The 17,472-nt window shown below is 68.9% G+C and carries 18 protein-coding genes and 1 tRNA gene; 9 read left to right on the top strand and 10 right to left on the bottom strand.

Annotation, left to right across the window (positions count from 1 at the left end; genetic code table 11):
* Window positions 1–34 precede the first annotated feature (34 nt).
* Both tsaE and ABD970_RS07560 read right to left on the bottom strand, forming a co-directional pair.
* On the bottom strand, window positions 35–532 hold the full coding sequence (gene tsaE, locus ABD970_RS07565) for a tRNA (adenosine(37)-N6)-threonylcarbamoyltransferase complex ATPase subunit type 1 TsaE (RefSeq protein ID WP_345294893.1): 498 nt from the start codon (window positions 530–532) through the stop codon (window positions 35–37).
* Entirely contained in the window at window positions 529–1,971 is a 1,443-nt protein-coding gene (locus tag ABD970_RS07560; RefSeq protein WP_345295676.1) for an NAD(P)H-hydrate dehydratase, read from the bottom strand. The genes tsaE and ABD970_RS07560 overlap by 4 nt, the downstream gene beginning before the upstream one ends.
* A gap of 123 nt (window positions 1,972–2,094) precedes the next feature.
* Here ABD970_RS07560 and queG point away from each other — a divergent pair, with 123 nt between their 5' ends.
* On the top strand, window positions 2,095–3,120 hold the full coding sequence (gene queG / locus ABD970_RS07555) for a tRNA epoxyqueuosine(34) reductase QueG (RefSeq protein ID WP_345295675.1): 1,026 nt from the start codon (window positions 2,095–2,097) through the stop codon (window positions 3,118–3,120).
* A gap of 70 nt (window positions 3,121–3,190) precedes the next feature.
* On the opposite strand, the gene pgi is transcribed toward queG, so the two are convergent.
* From pgi to pcnB, 6 genes are all read right to left on the bottom strand, one after another.
* Window positions 3,191–4,699 (bottom strand): glucose-6-phosphate isomerase, encoded by a 1,509-nt coding sequence (gene pgi, locus ABD970_RS07550; RefSeq protein WP_345294892.1) that lies wholly within the window; start codon window positions 4,697–4,699, stop codon window positions 3,191–3,193.
* Window positions 4,700–4,705: 6 nt separating this feature from the next.
* Complete coding sequence (gene panD / locus ABD970_RS07545; RefSeq protein ID WP_345294891.1) at window positions 4,706–5,086, bottom strand: aspartate 1-decarboxylase; 381 nt, start codon at window positions 5,084–5,086, stop codon at window positions 4,706–4,708.
* Window positions 5,087–5,257: 171 nt separating this feature from the next.
* Window positions 5,258–6,109: a pantoate--beta-alanine ligase gene (gene panC, locus ABD970_RS07540; protein ID WP_345294890.1), complete on the bottom strand. Its 852-nt coding sequence runs from the start codon at window positions 6,107–6,109 to the stop codon at window positions 5,258–5,260.
* Between the two features lie 41 nt (window positions 6,110–6,150).
* Window positions 6,151–6,969 carry a 3-methyl-2-oxobutanoate hydroxymethyltransferase gene (gene panB / locus ABD970_RS07535; RefSeq protein ID WP_345294889.1) on the bottom strand — a complete coding sequence of 273 codons (819 nt, stop codon included), beginning with the start codon at window positions 6,967–6,969 and terminating at the stop codon, window positions 6,151–6,153.
* A 27-nt stretch (window positions 6,970–6,996) separates the two neighbouring features.
* The gene (gene folK, locus ABD970_RS07530; protein WP_345295674.1) at window positions 6,997–7,485 is read right to left on the bottom strand and encodes a 2-amino-4-hydroxy-6-hydroxymethyldihydropteridine diphosphokinase; all 489 of its coding nucleotides are present in this window, start codon (window positions 7,483–7,485) and stop codon (window positions 6,997–6,999) included.
* A 5-nt stretch (window positions 7,486–7,490) separates the two neighbouring features.
* Entirely contained in the window at window positions 7,491–8,840 is a 1,350-nt protein-coding gene (gene pcnB, locus ABD970_RS07525; RefSeq protein WP_345294888.1) for a polynucleotide adenylyltransferase PcnB, read from the bottom strand.
* Between the two features lie 134 nt (window positions 8,841–8,974).
* Between pcnB and ABD970_RS07520 the strand changes: the two genes are divergently transcribed.
* Window positions 8,975–9,049: transfer RNA gene (locus ABD970_RS07520), tRNA-Glu, on the top strand.
* A 178-nt stretch (window positions 9,050–9,227) separates the two neighbouring features.
* A complete protein-coding gene (gene fdxA / locus ABD970_RS07515; protein WP_345294887.1) occupies window positions 9,228–9,551 on the top strand; it encodes a ferredoxin FdxA in 324 nt (107 codons plus the stop codon).
* A gap of 85 nt (window positions 9,552–9,636) precedes the next feature.
* Here fdxA and ABD970_RS07510 read toward each other — a convergent pair whose 3' ends face one another.
* Together ABD970_RS07510 and dapA are read right to left on the bottom strand one after the other, a co-directional pair.
* A complete protein-coding gene (locus ABD970_RS07510) occupies window positions 9,637–10,155 on the bottom strand; it encodes a hypothetical protein (RefSeq protein ID WP_345294886.1) in 519 nt (172 codons plus the stop codon).
* A gap of 22 nt (window positions 10,156–10,177) precedes the next feature.
* On the bottom strand, window positions 10,178–11,083 hold the full coding sequence (gene dapA, locus ABD970_RS07505; RefSeq protein WP_345294885.1) for a 4-hydroxy-tetrahydrodipicolinate synthase: 906 nt from the start codon (window positions 11,081–11,083) through the stop codon (window positions 10,178–10,180).
* Window positions 11,084–11,338: 255 nt separating this feature from the next.
* On the opposite strand from dapA, the gene ABD970_RS07500 reads away from it, so the two are divergent.
* From ABD970_RS07500 to ABD970_RS07475, 6 genes are all read left to right on the top strand, one after another.
* Window positions 11,339–11,917, top strand: coding sequence for a glycine cleavage system transcriptional repressor (locus tag ABD970_RS07500; protein WP_345294884.1), 579 nt, complete (start codon window positions 11,339–11,341; stop codon window positions 11,915–11,917).
* A 2-nt stretch (window positions 11,918–11,919) separates the two neighbouring features.
* Window positions 11,920–12,420, top strand: a complete 501-nt coding sequence (locus tag ABD970_RS07495) for a peroxiredoxin (RefSeq protein ID WP_345294883.1) — start codon at window positions 11,920–11,922, stop codon at window positions 12,418–12,420.
* 100 nt (window positions 12,421–12,520) lie between these two features.
* Entirely contained in the window at window positions 12,521–13,921 is a 1,401-nt protein-coding gene (locus tag ABD970_RS07490; protein WP_345294882.1) for a PhoH family protein, read from the top strand.
* Window positions 13,922–13,941: 20 nt separating this feature from the next.
* Window positions 13,942–14,754 (top strand): bifunctional hydroxymethylpyrimidine kinase/phosphomethylpyrimidine kinase, encoded by an 813-nt coding sequence (gene thiD, locus ABD970_RS07485; RefSeq protein ID WP_345294881.1) that lies wholly within the window; start codon window positions 13,942–13,944, stop codon window positions 14,752–14,754.
* Between the two features lie 227 nt (window positions 14,755–14,981).
* Window positions 14,982–16,277: a nucleotide sugar dehydrogenase gene (locus ABD970_RS07480; RefSeq protein ID WP_345294880.1), complete on the top strand. Its 1,296-nt coding sequence runs from the start codon at window positions 14,982–14,984 to the stop codon at window positions 16,275–16,277.
* A gap of 35 nt (window positions 16,278–16,312) precedes the next feature.
* Entirely contained in the window at window positions 16,313–17,341 is a 1,029-nt protein-coding gene (locus tag ABD970_RS07475) for an NAD-dependent epimerase (protein WP_345294879.1), read from the top strand.
* Window positions 17,342–17,472 lie beyond the last annotated feature (131 nt).

The raw sequence follows: 17,472 nt of genomic DNA, 5'->3' as shown, positions 1-17,472 counted from the left end.
TTATGAATCCGTAGCCTGCCCCACTTTCCTACCGTCACGGTTCAGGAAACGCCCCCAAACGGCAGTGTGGCGCCAAATCGGCCAGCCATCGCTCGCCCGCGCTGCCCAGTCCATGGAGTCGGCAACGGCGGCCGTCCGCCTCGACCGCCAAAGCCACCCGCAGCCCTGCTGGCGGTAGTGCCCGCAGCCCGCGTTCGGGCCATTCGACGAGCCAGAGCGCTGCCGCTGCATCGTCCAGCGCCAGGAATTCCAGTTCTCCCGCATCGCCGATCCGGTAGAGGTCCAGGTGCAGCGCCTCTCTGCCGTCGCGCAGGCGGTAGCGTTCCACGAGGGTGTAGGTCGGGCTGCGGATCGGCCCATCGACGCCCAGCGCACGCAGCCAGGCGCGGGCCAGGGTCGACTTCCCGGCGCCCAGGTCACCCTCCAGGTGGACGATGGCGCTCTCGGGCTGCGTCATCGCCAGCAGGCCGGCGAGCGCATCGGTCGCCCCGGCGTCCGGCAGGTACAAGGACAAGGTGGATTGTTCGCTCATGGGTTGGAAAGCTCGCGCAGCGGAGTCATCAGGTCGCTGGGCAGCAGGCCGCGCTCGCCGCCGAGCGCACTGGCGCGGTCGCCGGCGCAGGCGTGCAGCAGGGCCCCGAAGCGCGCGGCGTCGATCGCGGCATGTCCTTGCGCACGCAAGGACGCGACGACCCCGGCCAACACGTCGCCCATGCCGCCGACCGCCATGCCGGGATTGCCGGCGCCGATCACGAACGGTGCCGCTCCGGGCTCGGCGACCAGGGTCCCGGCGCCCTTGAGGACGACCACGCAGCCGAAGCGTTCGCACAGTGCCGACACCGCGCCGAAACGGTCGGCCTGCACGTCGCTCGCGGAGATCCCGAGCAAGCGGCCCGCCTCGCCGGGATGCGGGGTGAGGATGGTGCCGGGCGGTAGGTCACGGGGCGATTCGGCGAGCAGGTTCAAGGCGTCGGCATCGAGCACCAGCGGTTTGCCTCCGTCCAGGCAGGCGGCCAACAGGTCCCTGCCCCAGCCATCAAGGCCCAGCCCCGGTCCAACCGCCAGCACGTCGGCGGCCTGCAGCGGTTGGGCGAGGTCTGGCGGGGAGTCCACCGCCTGCACCATCGCTTCGGGCCGCCGCGCCAGCACGGCCGCGACATGCCCGGCGCGCGTCGCCACGCTCGCCAGTCCGCAACCGGCTCGCAGCGCGGCCTCCACGCACAACAGGATCGCCCCGCCCTTGCCGGTATCGCCACCGACGCACAGCACGTGCCCTGAATGCCCCTTGTGCGCGTTGCGCCGGCGTGGCCACGCAAGCCGGGGCAGGTGTGCCGCCCCCAGGAGGAACGCCGAGGGCGCGCAGGATGCCTGCGTGGCAGCGGACAAATCGAGCGTAGCCAGGGAAAGCTCGCCGACATGGTCGAGGGCATCTCCCGTGCGCAAGCCCGCGTGCTCGGCCAGGAACTGCAAGGTGCGCGATGCACGCACCGCAGTTCCCGGGACGCTTCCGCGCGCGGCATCGACGCCACTGGGCACGTCGAGCGCGAGCACCGGGCAACCGGCTGCATTGATCGACTCGATGCACGACGCCACCTGGTCGTCGGGCGCCCGCGACAGGCCGATGCCGAACAGCGCATCGACCAGCAGGTCGCAGCCATCGAGGCCGCGGTCGAAGCCCTCGATGCGCCCGCCTGCGTCCGCATAGGCTTGGCAGGCCCCGCGTGCCAACCCGCTTGAGGGCAGGTGCGCCTCCAGCCGCAGCACGCGCACGTCGCGACCCGCTTGCAAGGCATGGCGCGCCAGCACGTAACCGTCGCCACCGTTGTTGCCGGGCCCGCAGGCGACGACTAGCGCCTGCGCGTCGGGCCAATGCGCCAGCACGCAACGCCAGGCCGCGAGGCCGGCGCGCTCCATCAGCACGCCCGCATCGCCATCGAGCGCCGCCGTCTCGCGCGCCTCGAGGTCGCGCATCGACGCGATGTCGTACAAGGCGATCGGTTCGGCAGGCCTGTTCACCGCGCCGATTCTATACTTCGCCACACCGTGTCCTCCGCCGCCTCCACTCCCCGCCGCGCCGATCCATCCGCGCTTGCCATGCAGGTCAAGGCATGGGCACGCGAAGGCGGCTTCCAGCGTTGCGGCATCGCCGGGATCGACCTCGGCGAGGACGAACGCCACCTTCGCGACTGGCTGGCGAAGGGTCTGTACGGTTCGATGCACTGGATGGCGCGCCATGGCGACAAGCGCTCCCGGCCGCGCGAACTGGTGCCGGGGACCGTGCGGGTGATCTCGGTCGGACTCGATTACGGCCAGGACGACGCGCAGGCCTGGCGGACGCTCGGTGACGGGACACGCGCCTACGTCGCGCGTTACGCCCTGGGCCGGGATTACCACAAACTGATGCGCAAGCGATTGCAGGCGCTGGCCGATCGCATTGCCGGCGAGATCGGGCCGTTCGGGCACCGCGTGTTCGTGGACTCGGCGCCGGTGCTGGAGCGCGCGTTGGCGCGCGATGCCGGCCTGGGCTGGATCGGCAAGCACACCTGCCTGATCGACCGCCACGGCGGGTCCTGGTTCTTCCTGGGCGAGATCTACGTCGACCTTCCCCTGCCCGTCGACCCGCCCGCCTCGGCGCATTGCGGCACCTGCACGCGCTGCATCGAGGTTTGCCCCACCGGGGCGATCACCGCGCCACACCGCCTGGATGCACGCCGCTGCATCAGCTACCTCACCATCGAGCACGAGGGCGCGATCGACGAGGCCCTGCGGCCGCTGATCGGCAACCGCATCTTCGGTTGCGACGACTGCCAGTTGGTGTGCCCATGGAACAAGTTCGCCCGGCGTACCGACGAACCAGGCTTCCGTGCCCGCAACGACCTCGACACCGCGTCGCTCGCCGACCTGTTCGCCTGGAGCGAGGCGGAGTTCATGCGGCGGACCGAAGGCTCCGCGATTCGCCGCAGCGGTTACCGGCGCTGGTTGCGCAACCTCGCGGTGGCGCTGGGGAATGCGCCGACGTCACCTGGAACCGTCGCGGCGCTGGCATCGCGCCGGGAGATCGAGGACCCCGTGGTGCGCGAGCACGTCCTCTGGGCGCTTGGGCGCCACGGCGTCCATTAGCAAGGGACGCGCGGGCGCGCCCCGACGACCTGCGCAAGCTCATGCGCCAGCGGCACCTTGCCGGCCACGATCACCCGTGGCCGTGGATCTCCGCCAGCAACGCCCGGGTCACAGGGTCCCGCGCTTCGCCTTTCCCCGAGACCGCGGGCAGCAGGTCTCCGGCAATCCGTTTCCCGAGCTCCACGCCCCACTGATCGAAGGCATTGATGCCCCACATGGTCGCCTGCAGGTAGACGCTGTGCTCGTAAAGGGCGATCAGCGCGCCCAAGGAACGCGGGGTCAAGGCATCCAGCAGCAGCACCGTCGAGGGACGATTGCCCGGATAGGCCTTTTGCGGGTCCCCGTCGGCGCACCCATTCGCGAGCGCCTCGGACTGCGCCAGCAGGTTCGCGAGGAGGACGGCATGACTCCCCGAATGCCCATGCGCGGGGTGGACTACCCCGATGAAATCGGCCGGCACGACGTCCGTGCCCTGGTGCAAGGCCTGGAAGAAACTGTGCTGGGCATTGGTCCCTGCCCCTCCCCACAACACCGGCACGGTCGCGGTGGCCACGGGCGAACCGTCCGTTCGGACCGATTTGCCGAGGCTCTCCATCACAAGTTGCTGCAGGTAGGCAGGAAACAGCGCCAATCGCTGGTCGTAGGGCAGCACCGCCTGCGTCGGCAAGCCCAGGATGTTGCGGTTCCAGACAGCGGTCAGGGCGTGCCGGAGCGGCAGGTTCGCCTCCACCGGAGATTCCAGCGCATGGGCATCCATTTCCGCCGCCCCGCCGAGGAAGCCATCGAATCCCTGCATCCCGATGGCCGCCGCGATGCTGAAGCCCACGGTCGACCATAGCGAGTAGCGACCGCCGACCCAGTCCCACATCGGCAACACGCGTCCCGGATCGATGCCGAACGCCACGGCCGCCGCCACGTTCGCGCTGACCGCATGCATGCGATCCCCGCTTCCGAGCCAGTCGCGCAGGATCGCGCCGTTGAGCAGGGTTTCCTGCGTGCCGAAGCTCTTTGACACCAGGACCACGGCGGTCCGCCGCGGGTCGAGGCCGTCCAGCACGTGCCCGGCTTCGCTGGCGTCCACATTGCCCACGAAGTGCAAGCGGAAGCGGCCGGTACGCCAATCCTTCAGCGCGTCGACGGAGAGCCTTGGCCCGAGGTCCGACCCGCCGATACCGACATTGACGATATCGGTGACCTCCGAGGCCTCGAGCGTGGCGATCGAATCCGCCATGCGCTCGTGCGCGGCGCGGGCCTGGCCGCGCGCCCGGGTGGCGATCTCGCCCTGGCCCAATCCGGAGCGCAGCGCCGTGTGCAGTGCCGGGCGCTGCTCTGAAACATTGACGGTCGCACCGTCGAACAGCGCCCGCATCGCCACGGGCAAGGCCATGTCCCCGGCGACGCCCAGCAGCGCCCCAAGCGCCTCCCGATCCATGCGCTGGCGGGCGAAGTTGGCGTGGATCGGCCCGACACGCAGCGAAAAGTCGCCGGCACGGGCGGGGTCGTCATCGACCAGCCCACGTAGCGTGGCGTTCCCCATCCGCCGCGCCTGCGCGTGCAGCGGCTCTAGCCAGGCGGCCATCCGGGTTCAGGCCGCCTGCGCGGGGATCGAGGTGTTCGTGTGGGTGAGCTTGTTCTGGCGATCCACGTAGACCAGGGTCGGCTTGAATTTCGCCGCCTCGGCCTCGTCGCAGCTGCCATAGGCGCAGATGATGACCAGGTCGCCCGGCTCGGCCATGTGCGCGGCGGCGCCATTGACGGAGATCATCCCGCTGCCTTCCTCGCCGCGGATGGCATAGGTGGCGAAACGCGCCCCGTTGTTGATGTTGTAGATCTCCACGCGCTCGTACTCGCGGATGCCGGCGATGTCCAGCAGGCGGCCGTCGATCGCGCACGAGCCTTCGTAATGCAGCTCGGCGTGGGTAATGGTGGCGCGGTGGATCTTGGCTTTGAGCAGGGTCAGTTGCATGGTTTGGCGCGCGGAAGGCAGAACGATGGGCGAGTTTACAAGATGGGGGCAGCGGCACGGGTGGAAAACCCCGCTTGCATGGTGTTCCGCCGCCACCCACCCGGCGCCAGCGCGGCCACGGATGCATCCGCGACAGGCTCCAGCAGCTTGCCGGGGGCCATCGGCGCCTGCCTATGCGCCGGTGAACTCCAGGTTGTCGATCAAGCGGGTACCGCCGAGCCGCGCCGCGACCAGCGCCACGCGCGGGCCCGGCTCGCCCGCCACGGGTTGCATCAGCCCCGGGGTGCGGACGACGGCGTAGTCGACGACGAAACCTGCCGCCTCCAGCCGGGACACCGCCTCGGCCTCCAGGGCCGCGGGTTCCACGCCCCTGCCATGGTCGGCCGCCATGGCCAGCAGCGTACGGTGCACCTCCGGCGCGATGGCGCGTTCCTCCGCGGAGAGGTACTGGTTGCGTGAACTCATTGCCAGGCCGTCGCCCTCGCGTACGGTCTCGCCCGCCAGGACCTCGATCGGAAACGCGAGGTCGGCCACCATGTGGCGGATCACGGCCAGCTGCTGGTAATCCTTCCGCCCGAACACGGCCACGTCCGGACCGACCTGGTTGAACAGCCGCGCGACCACGGTGCAGACGCCGTCGAAGTGGCCGGGGCGATGCGCGCCGTCGAGGACGTCGGTGATGCCCGGCACGCGGACCAGCACCGCATTGTCGATTCCGAGCGGATACATCGTTTCCGGCGAGGGCAGCCACAACACGTCGCAGCCGGCCGAGGCCAACCCGTTCGCATCCGATTCCGGCGTACGCGGATAGCGGGCGAAGTCCTCGGCGGGACCGAACTGGGTGGGATTCACGAACACGCTCGCCACCACCCGGTCGGCTGCGCCGCGCGCGATCCCGACCAGGGACTGGTGGCCGGCATGCAGGTTGCCCATCGTGGGCACGAAGCCGACGCGCAGGCCGGCGCGTTTCCAGCCGGCGATGCGGTCACGCAGCTCCGGCAGGGTCGTGATCGTTTCGATCACGACGAGCCGTCCGACCAAAGGCGCGTTCCTGCAGGCATCGCCTATTCGTACGAGTGCGCGCCATCGGGGAAGCGGCCGGCGTGCACCGCTTCAACGAAGGCTTCCACCGCGCCGCGCACCGAGCCGCCCTCGGCCAAGAAATCCTTGACGAACTTGGGCCGGCGATGGCCGCTGTCGAGCCCGAGCAAGTCATGCAACACCAGCACCTGGCCATCGCAATCCGGTCCGGCGCCGATGCCGATGGTCGGTATGGGGCTGGCCTGGGTGATCGCTCTCGCGAGCCCGGACGGCACGCATTCGAGCACCAGCAACGACGCCCCGGCCTCGGCGACGGCGAGCGCGTCCTCGCGCAGGCGCCGGGAGGCATCGTCCTCCCTGCCCTGCACCTTGTAGCCACCCAGCCGCAGCACCGACTGGGGCGTGAGGCCCAGGTGGGCGCTGACCGGGATCTCGCGCGCGACGAGGAACCGGATCGCCTCCAGCTTGTGCGGACCGGCTCCCTCCAGCTTGACCATCTGCGCGCCGGCCTGCAGCAACTCGGTCGCGGCATCGAGCGCGCGCTCGGGCGTGGCGTCGGCCTGGAACGGAAGGTCCGCGACGAGCAATGCACGCTCCAGGCCCTTGGCCACGCAGGCGGTGTGGTAGGCGATGTCCTCGACCAGGACGGGCAGCGTCGAATCGTGTCCCTGCACGACCATGCCCAGGGAGTCGCCGACCAGGAGCAGGTCCACGCCCGCGGCATCGAGCGTGCGCGCGAAGCCGGCATCGTAGGCGGTCAGCATCGTCAGCTTGCGACCCGCCGCCTTGGCTTCCGCCAGCGTGGGCACGGTCATGGGTCTGCGGGCGTCGGAAGCGGCCATGGCGTGCAACTGCGTCGCGGTGGAACGTCAGGGTAGCGCCTGGATGCCGTCGCTGGCCATCGACGCCAAGGCCGCATCGGCCCGGCCGATGCCGGGGATCGTCAGCCCTGGTGCGACCTCGACCAGCGGGACCAGCACGAAGGCGCGCTCGTGGAGGTGGGGATGCGGCACGCGCAAGCCGGGCTCATCGATGACATCGTCGCCGTACAACAACAGGTCGAGGTCGAGTACGCGCGGCCCCCAACGGCCCTGCGCCCGGTCGCGGTGGCGGCCGAAGGCGCGCTCGACATCCAGCAGGCCGGCCAGCAGTTCCTGGGCCGGGAGGTGCGTGGCGACGCAGGCCACCGCGTTGATGAAATCCGGCTGTTCTTCCCGGCCCCACGCCGGCGTGCGGTACAGCCCGGACGTCGCCGTGACGCGCGTGCCGGGCAGGCCGTCGATCGAGCGGAACGCCGCGCGCAAGGTGTCGGCAGGGTCGCCCACATTGCCGCCCAGGCCGATGTAGGCGGTGACCAGCGGGCTCATCCCGCGGTGGCCGGACCGCGACGACGCCTCCGTCGGCGCTTGCGGGGCGACGATGGCTCCCCGTCTTCCGGCGCGGGATCGGACGTGTCCGGCGCGGCATCGGGATGTGCGGCGATGGCGTGGTCCGGGTCGTCCTGCGCCTCTCGCCAGAACGCCACGTCCTCGGCATGGCCCTCCGAAGCCGACTGGCGCAGCACCAGGAAGTCGTACGCCGCGCGGAAACGCGGGTGCGCGAGCGTCCGCATCACCCGCTTGCGCTGGCGCAGTGGGAAGCGGGTCTGCAGCAGCCAGATTTCCTGCATCGGCAGCGAGAACCGGCGCGGCAGCGCGATGGTGTCGAGCTGGTGGACGGTGGTGCGGTCGGCGGCCCGGCGCTGGGCCTCGGCGGCGTGCACGCCCTCGCCCTGCAACGCGATCAGGGTGCGGCAATACGCCGGCCACAGCAGCAGGGCGAACAGGAATGCCGGGGAAACGGGCTCCTCGGCCGCCACCCGCTCGTCGGTGTTGCGCAACCCCTCGATGATCATCCGGCGCAAAGCGCCGCTGCGGTTCGCGGCGAGCGCGGCGCCCGTCTCCGGCAGCAGCGACGGGAGCAGCCCATGGCGCTCCAGGCCTTCGAAACTGGCGACGGCGTGGCCGGACAGGAACATCTTCAGGCATTCCTCGAACAACCGCGCGGGCGCGGCTTCGGCCAGCAGCGGCGCGAGCTCGGGGATCGGCGCCGCGCTGCCGGCCTCGATGCGGAAATCCAGCTTGGCGGCCAGCCGCACCGCGCGCAGCATCCGCACCGGGTCCTCGCGGTAGCGCGCCTCCGGATCGCCGATCAGCCTCAGGAGGCGGTTCTGGACGTCCTCGTAGCCGCCGACGTAATCGTGGATGGAGAAATCCTCGACCGTGTAGTACAGCGCGTTGGCGGTGAAGTCGCGCCGCACCGCGTCGTCCTGGATGTTGCCGTAGACGTTGTCGCGCAGCAGGCGGCCGCCGTCGTGGACCTGGCGGTCGCCGCTGCCGTCGTCGACATTGGCGCGGAAGGTGGCGACCTCGATGATCTCGCGGCCGAACACCACGTGCGCCAGGCGGAAACGGCGGCCGATCAGCCGGCAGTTGCGGAACAGGTGCTTGACCTGCTCCGGCGTGGCGTCGGTGGCGACGTCGAAGTCCTTGGGGTGCCCGCCGACCAGCAGGTCGCGCACGGCGCCCCCGACGAGGAAGGCCTGGTGCCCCCCCTCGCGCAGGCGGTACAGCACCCGCAGCGCATTCTGGCTGATGCCCTTGCGGGAAACGGGGTGCTGGTCCCTGGGGATGACCCGCAGGTTGGTGGGAATGGCGTGGGAATCGTTGGGCATCGGCCGCAGGCAAAAAAGTCGTTTCGGTCTGCCCGCTTTGGCATCCGTCCATTGCTATACTAGCAAGCTGCACGTTGCCCGAAGGCCTCGCGCAGCCGGCCACTCCGCCGGAGCTGCCCTTGGCAGCGGCCCACGCACCCTTCGTCTAGTGGTTAGGACGCTGGCCTCTCACGCCGGTAACACGGGTTCGAATCCCGTAGGGTGTACCAGATTCCGCAGCCCGCGTCGGCAACGACGCGGGCTTTTTCGTGGCAGCACCTCGGCGGCGGCCTATCCAGGTTTCGGTGCCGTCGGGCCGCCAAGGCCGATGCCGGGTCGCGCCCCTTGCTGCGACAACGTTGCCCGATGCCCCTAAACTAGGGACGCACCTCCACCGGATCGCCCGCCATGCCCTTCGTCGTCACCGAGAACTGCATCAAGTGCAAGTACACCGACTGCGTGGAAGTCTGCCCGGTGGACTGCTTCCACGAGGGTCCGAACTTCCTCGTGATCGATCCCGACGAGTGCATCGACTGCACGCTCTGCGAGCCGGAGTGCCCGATCAACGCCATCTATCCGGAGGACGACGTCCCGGCCGGCCAGGAAGCGTTCGTCGCACTGAATGCCGAGCTGTCCAAGGCCTGGCCGGTGATCACCATCCGCAAGGATGGCCCGCCGGATGCCAAGCAGTGGGAGAACGTGCCGGACAAGCTGCCTTTGCTCGAGCGCTGACGCGGGCCCTTCACGGGTCGACCGGCCTGATCGCTAAAGCGGGCGCCATTGGCGCCCGCTTTTTCATTGCCCGATGGCCCGGGAGTCAGCCTCCCAGCGCAGCCTTCAGCGCTGCCATGAGCTGGACGGGCGCCTCGCCGGTCGCGGGTAGTCCTCGCGGATCGACCGCCGAGACGTAGGAACCGCCTTCGGCCTTGGCGACGCGAACCAGGAACTTGCTGCCGCGATAGTCGATGTCGAAGCTGCCCAGGAGCTGCGCGCGGGTCACCACGGTCACCCCCTCGATCCCCGCCAGCGCGGTGCCGAGCCGGTCGAACACGGCGTCGCGCTCGCCCTCGACGGTGAAGCCGGTGTTGCCGGCGGCGGTCGCCGCGGGAGCCGACATGCTCGAACGCGACACGGACCCGCCGCCCGGCGGCATCTTCATCGCACTGTCGGTGTTCGGGCGATCCAGGTCGGGCGGCACCTCGAGCGGCCTGTTCTCCGGGCTTTCGCGATAGAGCGTGCTGCCCTTGCGGAACCAGCTGCAGCCGGAGGCGCCTGCGACCGCCACGACCAGTGCGGCGATGACCAGGGGGCGGTACGGGAATGGGTTGGACGGCATCGCTACTCTCCTGCGAGTGGATTCACGCTGCAGCGGCGTCGCTGCAGGATTGTTCAAGTGTACGGACGCGCGCGGCAAGGCGGGCGGCGGCCTCGGCATGCACGGGATCCAGCGTGGTCAGCGGCAGGCGCAAGCCATGACCGAAGCCCAGCTGCTGGAGGATGGCCTTTACCGGGATCGGGTTCGGCTCGATGCCGGCGAAGTCGTAGATCTCGCGCAAGCCGGCATCCCATCGTTCGGCCTGTTCGACGGCGCCTTCGCGCCCCAGGTCGCAGAGTCGGCGGAATGCCCCCGGGATGACATTGGAGACCACCGAGATCACCCCATCGGCGCCTGCGAGCAGGGCGCGGGCGGCCGTGGGGTCGTCGCCGCTGAGCACGGCGAACCCATCGCGACGCAGCGCGAGCAAGGCCTGCATGCGCTCGGGTTCGCTGCGCGCTTCCTTGATGCCGACGATGCGCTGATGGCCCGCCAGCTCGGCCACCGTCTCAGGCAGCAGGTCGGTGCCGGTGCGGCCGGGCACGTTGTAGAGCACCACGGGCAAGGCGCCGTCGTCGGCGACCTCCCTGTAGTGCGCCACCAGCCCTGCCTGGGTCGGGCGTACGTAGGGTGGCGTCACCACCAGCGCGGCATCCGCGCCGACGGCCCGCGCCCGGCGGGTCTGCTCGACGGTCTTGGACGTATTCGCCAGGCCGGTGCCCGCCAGCACGGGGAGCCGTCCCCCGAGCATCTCGACCGCGATCCTCAGCAGGGCGTCGTACTCGCTGTCGTACAGGGAGGCCGCTTCGCCGGTCGAACCGGCGACGACCACGCCCTGCGTCCCGGCTGCCAGCTGCATGGCGAGCAGCCGACGCCAGGCGTCGAGATCGAGTTCACCGGCGGCCGTGAACGGCGTCGCCAGCGCGGTGATGCTGCCGGAGAGTTGCAAGTCTCTGATCCGTGGGGAAATTGAGGGCGCCGGGGTTCGATCCCGACGCGCCGGGTCGGCTTCCAAGGGTACATGAGCCGGCACGCCCTGGACCCGGCCGATCTTACTTGCGGCTTCGAAGCACGGGCAAGTATGCTGGCTGCACGCAGGCCCTTGATCCAGTTGCGATGCATCCGCGGCACCAGGATGCACCCGGAACCCCAGGAGCCTCGCAGCTACAGCAAGACTCCGGATTTTCCGCCCGCGGACGCTGCCTTGACCGAATCGCCTGCATCTCCCGACAGCGCCGCCCGGCCAGCGCCGAACGAGAACTACCTGCTGATCAACGCCTACACGACGCATCCGGCCTCGCCGCTGCTGGCCGTGTCCAGGCGGATCGCCGACAGCGGCTGCAACTTGGTGGACACCCGCCTGTCCACCGTGGGTCGCGACGTCTCCGTCTCCGCCCTCGCCATCGGCTCCTGGGATGCGGTGGCGAAGCTGGAGGCGATGCTGTCCCGGCTGGAGCGCGAGGAAGGCCTCAAGCTCATCTGGTACCGCACCGGACCCAAGCCGATCCAGTCCAACCTGCTGCCGTACATCGTCGAGGTGGTTGCCTCCGACAAGCCCGGCATCCTGTTCCAGCTCGCCGATTTCTTCGATCGCCAGGGCATCACCATCGAGAGCCTGCACTGTTCCCGCTACCGCGCGATGCAGACCGGGGCCGACATGTTCTCGGCGCAGGTCACCATCGGCGTGCCGTCGGACATGCACATCGCCGCGCTCAGGGATGACTTCCTGGAGTTCTGCGACCACCTCAACCTCGACGCGATCATGGACCCGATGAAGTTCTGAGCATGGCCAAGGCGAAGACGAGCGATGGCACGCCCCTCCAGCCCGGCGACCAGGTGCCGGCAGCGGAACTGAGCCTGTCGGGTGGTGCGTCCGCGAAGCTCTCCGACTACCGGGGCCGCTGGCTTGTCCTGTACTTCTACCCCAAGGACGCCACACCCGGCTGCACCACCGAGGGCCTGGACTTCAACGCGTTGCTGCCGAAGTTCCGCAAGCTGGACGCCGACATCCTCGGCGTGTCCCGAGACTCCGTCAGGTCCCACGACAACTTCTGCGCCAAGCAGGGTTTCCGGTTCCCCCTCGCCAGCGACCCGGACGAGACCTTGTGCCGGGCCTTCGACGTGATCCGCGAAAAGAACATGTACGGCCGCAAGGTCATGGGGATCGAGCGCAGCACCTTCCTCATCGACCCCAAGGGTCGAATCGCCGAGGCATGGCGCAAGGTCAAGGTGGCCGGCCATGCCCAGGCCGTCCTCGACGCCCTCAAGGCGGCCCAGGCCCGGTGACACACCGTCGCAGTCAGGCCACCGACCGTCCCGCGCCGCGGGTTCCGGTGGATCGACGCTGCCCGTGGCCCCAACCGATCCACCCGCACAGGAACAAGCGATGACCAAAGGCAAGCGGATCCACGTGCTCGACACCAATGTGCTGATGCACGATCCGACCGCGTTGTTCAAGTTCGAGGAGCACGATGTCTTCCTGCCGATGCAGGTCATCGAGGAACTGGACAACGGCAAGAAGGGTAATTCAGAAGCCAGCCGCAATGCACGGCAGGTCAGCCGCTTCATCAACGAACTCATCGAGGCGCAGGGGGCCGACAAGATCGCCTCGGGCCTGGTGCTGGAGCCGCCCAACGGCCTGCAGCTGCGCGGCGTCGAAAGCATCGGGCGGCTGCGCTTCCAGACCGCGGCGCTCGATACGCGCAAGCGGGCGACCGAAGACAAGCCCGACAACGACATCATCGACGCCATCATCGCGCTGAAGGCCGCCGAGCCGGGTGCCCGGGTGGTGTTCGTGTCCAAGGACATCAACCTCCGGATCAAGGCTGCGATCGCGGGCATCGCCTCTGAGGACTACGAGAACGACCGCGCACTCGACGATTTCAGCCTGCTGTACACCGGTGCCACGCCGCTTCCGGAGGATTTCTGGCAGCGCTACGGAACCGACCTCAAGTCGTGGACCGACAAGGGCCGAACCTTTTACGAAGTCCAGCTCGAGACGGACGACGACTGGCATCCCAACCAGTTCCTGTACCTGCCGGGAGACGAGGAAGCGGAACTGCGCGTGGCGAAGGTCGAGGACGGCCGTGCCACCTTGCAGATCGTCGATGACTACCGCAGCAACCAGCACGCGGTGTGGGGCATCCTGGCCCGCAACCGCGAGCAGAACTTCGCGCTCAACGCCCTGATGGACCCGGACATCGACTTCGTCACCCTGCTGGGCACCGCAGGCACCGGCAAGACCCTGCTGGCGCTGGCCGCAGGCCTGGCCCAGACCATGGATGCGCAGCGTTACCGGGAGATCATCATGACCCGCGCCACGGTCAGCGTCGGCGACGACATCGGCTTCCTGCCCGGCACGGAAGAGGAAAAGATGACGCCCTGGATGGGCGCACTGACCGACAACCTCGAGGTGCTCATGCCCAGCAACAAGGAAGGCGGCAGCTGGGGACGCGCGGCGACCAACGACCTGCTTGCCTCGCGGATCAAGATCCGCTCGCTGAACTTCATGCGCGGACGCACCTTCCTCAACCGTTACCTGATCCTGGACGAGGCGCAGAACCTGACGCCCAAGCAGATGAAGACCCTGGTCACCCGGGCCGGCCCGGGCACCAAGATCGTCTGCCTGGGCAACGTCGAGCAGATCGACACGCCCTACCTCACCGAGACGACCTCCGGCCTCACGTATGCAGTGGACCGGTTCAAGTCCTGGGAACACAGCGCCCACGTCACCCTGCGCCGGGGCGAACGATCTCGCCTGGCCGACTACGCCTCCGAGGTCCTGTAGCGGGGCCTACAATGGCCGGCATGCCCGCGCGACGAAAGCCTCCCTGCGCCCTGACGATCGCCGGCTCCGACTCCGGCGGCGGCGCGGGCATCCAGGCCGACCTCAAGACCTTCGTCGCGCATGGCGTGCATGGCTTGTCCGCGATCACCGCGCTGACCGCCCAGCACACGCGCGGGGTCAGCGCGGTGCACGTCCCTCCGCCGGCGTTCCTGCGCGCGCAGATCGACGCCTGCTTCGAGGATTTCGACATCGGGGCGATCAAGCTCGGCATGCTGGCCAACGCCGCCGTGATCGACGCCGTGGCCGATGCCCTCGAGCACCATCGTCCCCGCCACGTGGTCCTGGACCCGGTGATGGTCGCGACCTCGGGCGCGAGCTTGCTCGAGGACGATGCGAGGCATGCGCTGTGCGCGCGCCTGCTGCCGCTCGCGACCCTGGTCACCCCGAACATCCCCGAAGCCGAGCTCCTGCTCGGGATGCCCATCGCCGACGCCGACGCCGCACGCGATGCCATCGGCAAGCTGCGCGGCCTGGGTGCGCGCGCGGTGCTGCTCAAGGGCGGCCACCTCGACGAAGGAACCAGGGTCGTCGATCGATTCGCCGACGGGGAGGCGGACTTCGCGTCGGAACACGCGCGCCTGGCGGTCGAGGCGCACGGCACCGGCTGCACGCTGGCGGCGGCGGTCGCGGCGGGCCTGAGCCGCGGCATGGCATTGCCGGCGGCCTGCCAGGCGGCGATCGAGTACGTGGCGGCGGGCCTGAACCTCGGCTATCGGCCCGGGCGCGGCGAGGTGCTGGTGCTGGACCACTTCAAGGCCATCGCGGGCAGCTGAGTGCATCCGCCGGTGCGAGGAACCCGAATTGGCCAACGTCCCGGGGAATGTCGGTCCACGGGGGCATCATCGCGAAGGCGCCTCGGACGACCGGGCACGGGACCGGTGCTAACGTACCGGGCTTCGACGACGCAACCGGCGCCGGCAAGATGCCGGATCCCGAAGGGACCCGCACTGTCTCGTCTGCCGCGGACACCAAAGACCACCTCAAGGACCTTGCCCTCGCGATGACCACAGAAGCGCCGCTGCCCGCACCGGAGCACATCCGCATCGCCATCGTTGGCCTGGGCTACGTGGGACTGCCGTTGGCGGCAGCCTTCGGCAAGCATTTCCCCACGATCGGCTTCGACATCAACGCCCAGCGGATCGATGAGCTGCGCCGGCACCACGACCACACGCGCGAAGTCGCCGAGGCGGAATTGCGCGACGCTGACCTTCTCGAGCTGTCCTGCGACCCGTCGGCGTTGGCAGGCTGCAACGTCTTCATCGTCACCGTGCCGACGCCGATCGACGAGTTCAAGCGTCCGGACCTCCGCCCCCTGGAGTCGGCCAGCCGCACCGTCGGCGCGGCGATCCGGCGGGGCGGGATCGCGATCTACGAATCCACCGTGTATCCCGGCGCCACGGAGGAAGTCTGCGTGCCGATCATCGAGAGCGAATCCGGGCTCTGCTTCAACCGGGACTTCTACGCGGGATATAGTCCGGAGCGGATCAACCCCGGGGACCGGGAACACCGCCTGGAGAACATCCTGAAGCTCACCTCCGGATCGACGCCGGAAGCGGCCGAGTTCGTCGACCGGCTTTACCGCAAGGTCGTCAAGGCAGGCACCCATCGCACGTCCACGATCCGCGTCGCGGAAGCCGCGAAGGTCATCGAGAACGTCCAGCGCGACGTGAACATCGCGCTGATCAACGAACTGGCCATGATCTTCAACCGCCTGCAGATCGACAGCGAGGAAGTGCTCGAAGCCGCGGGAACGAAGTGGAACTTCCTCCCCTTCCGCCCCGGGCTGGTCGGCGGTCACTGCATCGGCGTGGACCCTTACTACCTGACGCACAAGGCGCAGCAGATCGGGTACCACCCGGAGATGATCCTCGCGGGCCGGCGGATCAACGACGGGATGGGAAGCCATGTCGGCCGGCGCGTCGCGCGCCTCGTCAGCCAGCGGGGCATGGCCGTGGCGAGTCCCAGGGTGCTGGTGCTGGGTTTGTCCTTCAAGGAGAACTGCCCGGACCTGCGCAATACACAGGTGGTTGACATCATCGAGGAACTGCAGGCGTACAACGCAGCGGTCGACGTGCACGATCCATGGGTGAGCGCGCAGGAGGCCCGCGAGACGTACGGCATCGACTTGCTGGCTGATCCGGAATGCGGGGTCTACGACGCCATCGTGCTGGCCGTCGCGCACAGGGAATTCGCGGAGCTTGGCGCGGAACGCATCCGTGCTTTCGGCAAGCCCGGCGCGGTCCTGTTCGACGTGAAGCGGGCGTTGCCGAAAGACGCCAGCGACGGGCAGCTGTGACCAGCGAGCGGACGCAGGGACCTGGGGCGACGCGGGTGCTCGTGACCGGTGCCGCGGGTTTCATCGGCGCGAGGCTGAGCGAACGCCTGCTGGAGCGCGGCGACCTCGTGCATGGGTTCGACGACATCAACGACTACTACGACCCCACCCTGAAGCAAGCGCGCCTGGGGCGACTGCAGGGCCGCGACGGATTCGGGTTCACCAAGGCCCCGCTGTCCGACCGGGGCGCGCTCGAGGCCGTGTTCAAGGAATTCGCGCCGCAGCGGGTGGTGAACCTCGCAGCGCAGGCCGGGGTGCGCTATTCGCTGCAAAACCCGCACGCCTACGTCGAAAGCAACATCGTCGGCTTCCTCAACATCCTCGAGTGCTGCCGCTACCACGGCATCGAGCACCTGGTGTACGCGTCCTCCAGCTCGGTCTACGGCGCCAATCGAAAGTTACCCTTCTCCGTGGAGGACAACGTCGACCATCCGGTCAGCCTGTACGCGGCCAGCAAGAAGGCGAACGAGCTGATGGCACACACCTACAGCCACCTCTACGGCATGCCGACGACCGGCCTGCGGTTCTTCACCGTCTATGGCCCGTGGGGACGCCCGGACATGGCGCTGTTCCTGTTCACGCGCAAGATCCTCGCGGGCGAGCCCATCGAGGTCTTCAACCATGGCCGCCATCGACGCGACTTCACCTACATCGATGACATCGTCGAGGGAGTGATCCGCACGCTGGACCGGCCGCCCCAGGGGGACCCCGCGTACGATCCCATGGCCCCGACGCCGGCGACGTCCAGCGCACCCTACCGCGTGTACAACATCGGCAACGACCAGCCGGTCGAATTGCTGCGATACATCGCGGTCCTGGAAGATTGCCTGGGGAAGAAGGCCGAGATGCGTATGTTGCCCCTGCAACCCGGCGACGTCCCGGACACCCATGCCGAGGTCAGCGCATTGCAGCGGGACACGGGCTACGCGCCTTCCACGCCGATCGAAGTCGGGGTCCGGCGATTCGTGGACTGGTATCGCGACTATTACGGGGTGCCACCCCGTGCTGCCGTTCGGGGGCCATGACTCCGTTGGACGGCACCCCGATAGGGGGCGCGAGACAGGCCCGTGCCCTGGCCCTGGCCCTGGCCCTTGCCCGTGCCGTTGCCACCGATCCTCGCAAGCACGGACTCGGAGCCAATCAGGACCCCACGCTG

This window comes from Luteimonas vadosa, assembly GCF_039543545.1.
GTDB classification, from domain to species: Bacteria; Pseudomonadota; Gammaproteobacteria; order Xanthomonadales; family Xanthomonadaceae; genus Luteimonas; species Luteimonas vadosa.
This window is presented reverse-complemented; position numbering and strand designations above follow the sequence as displayed.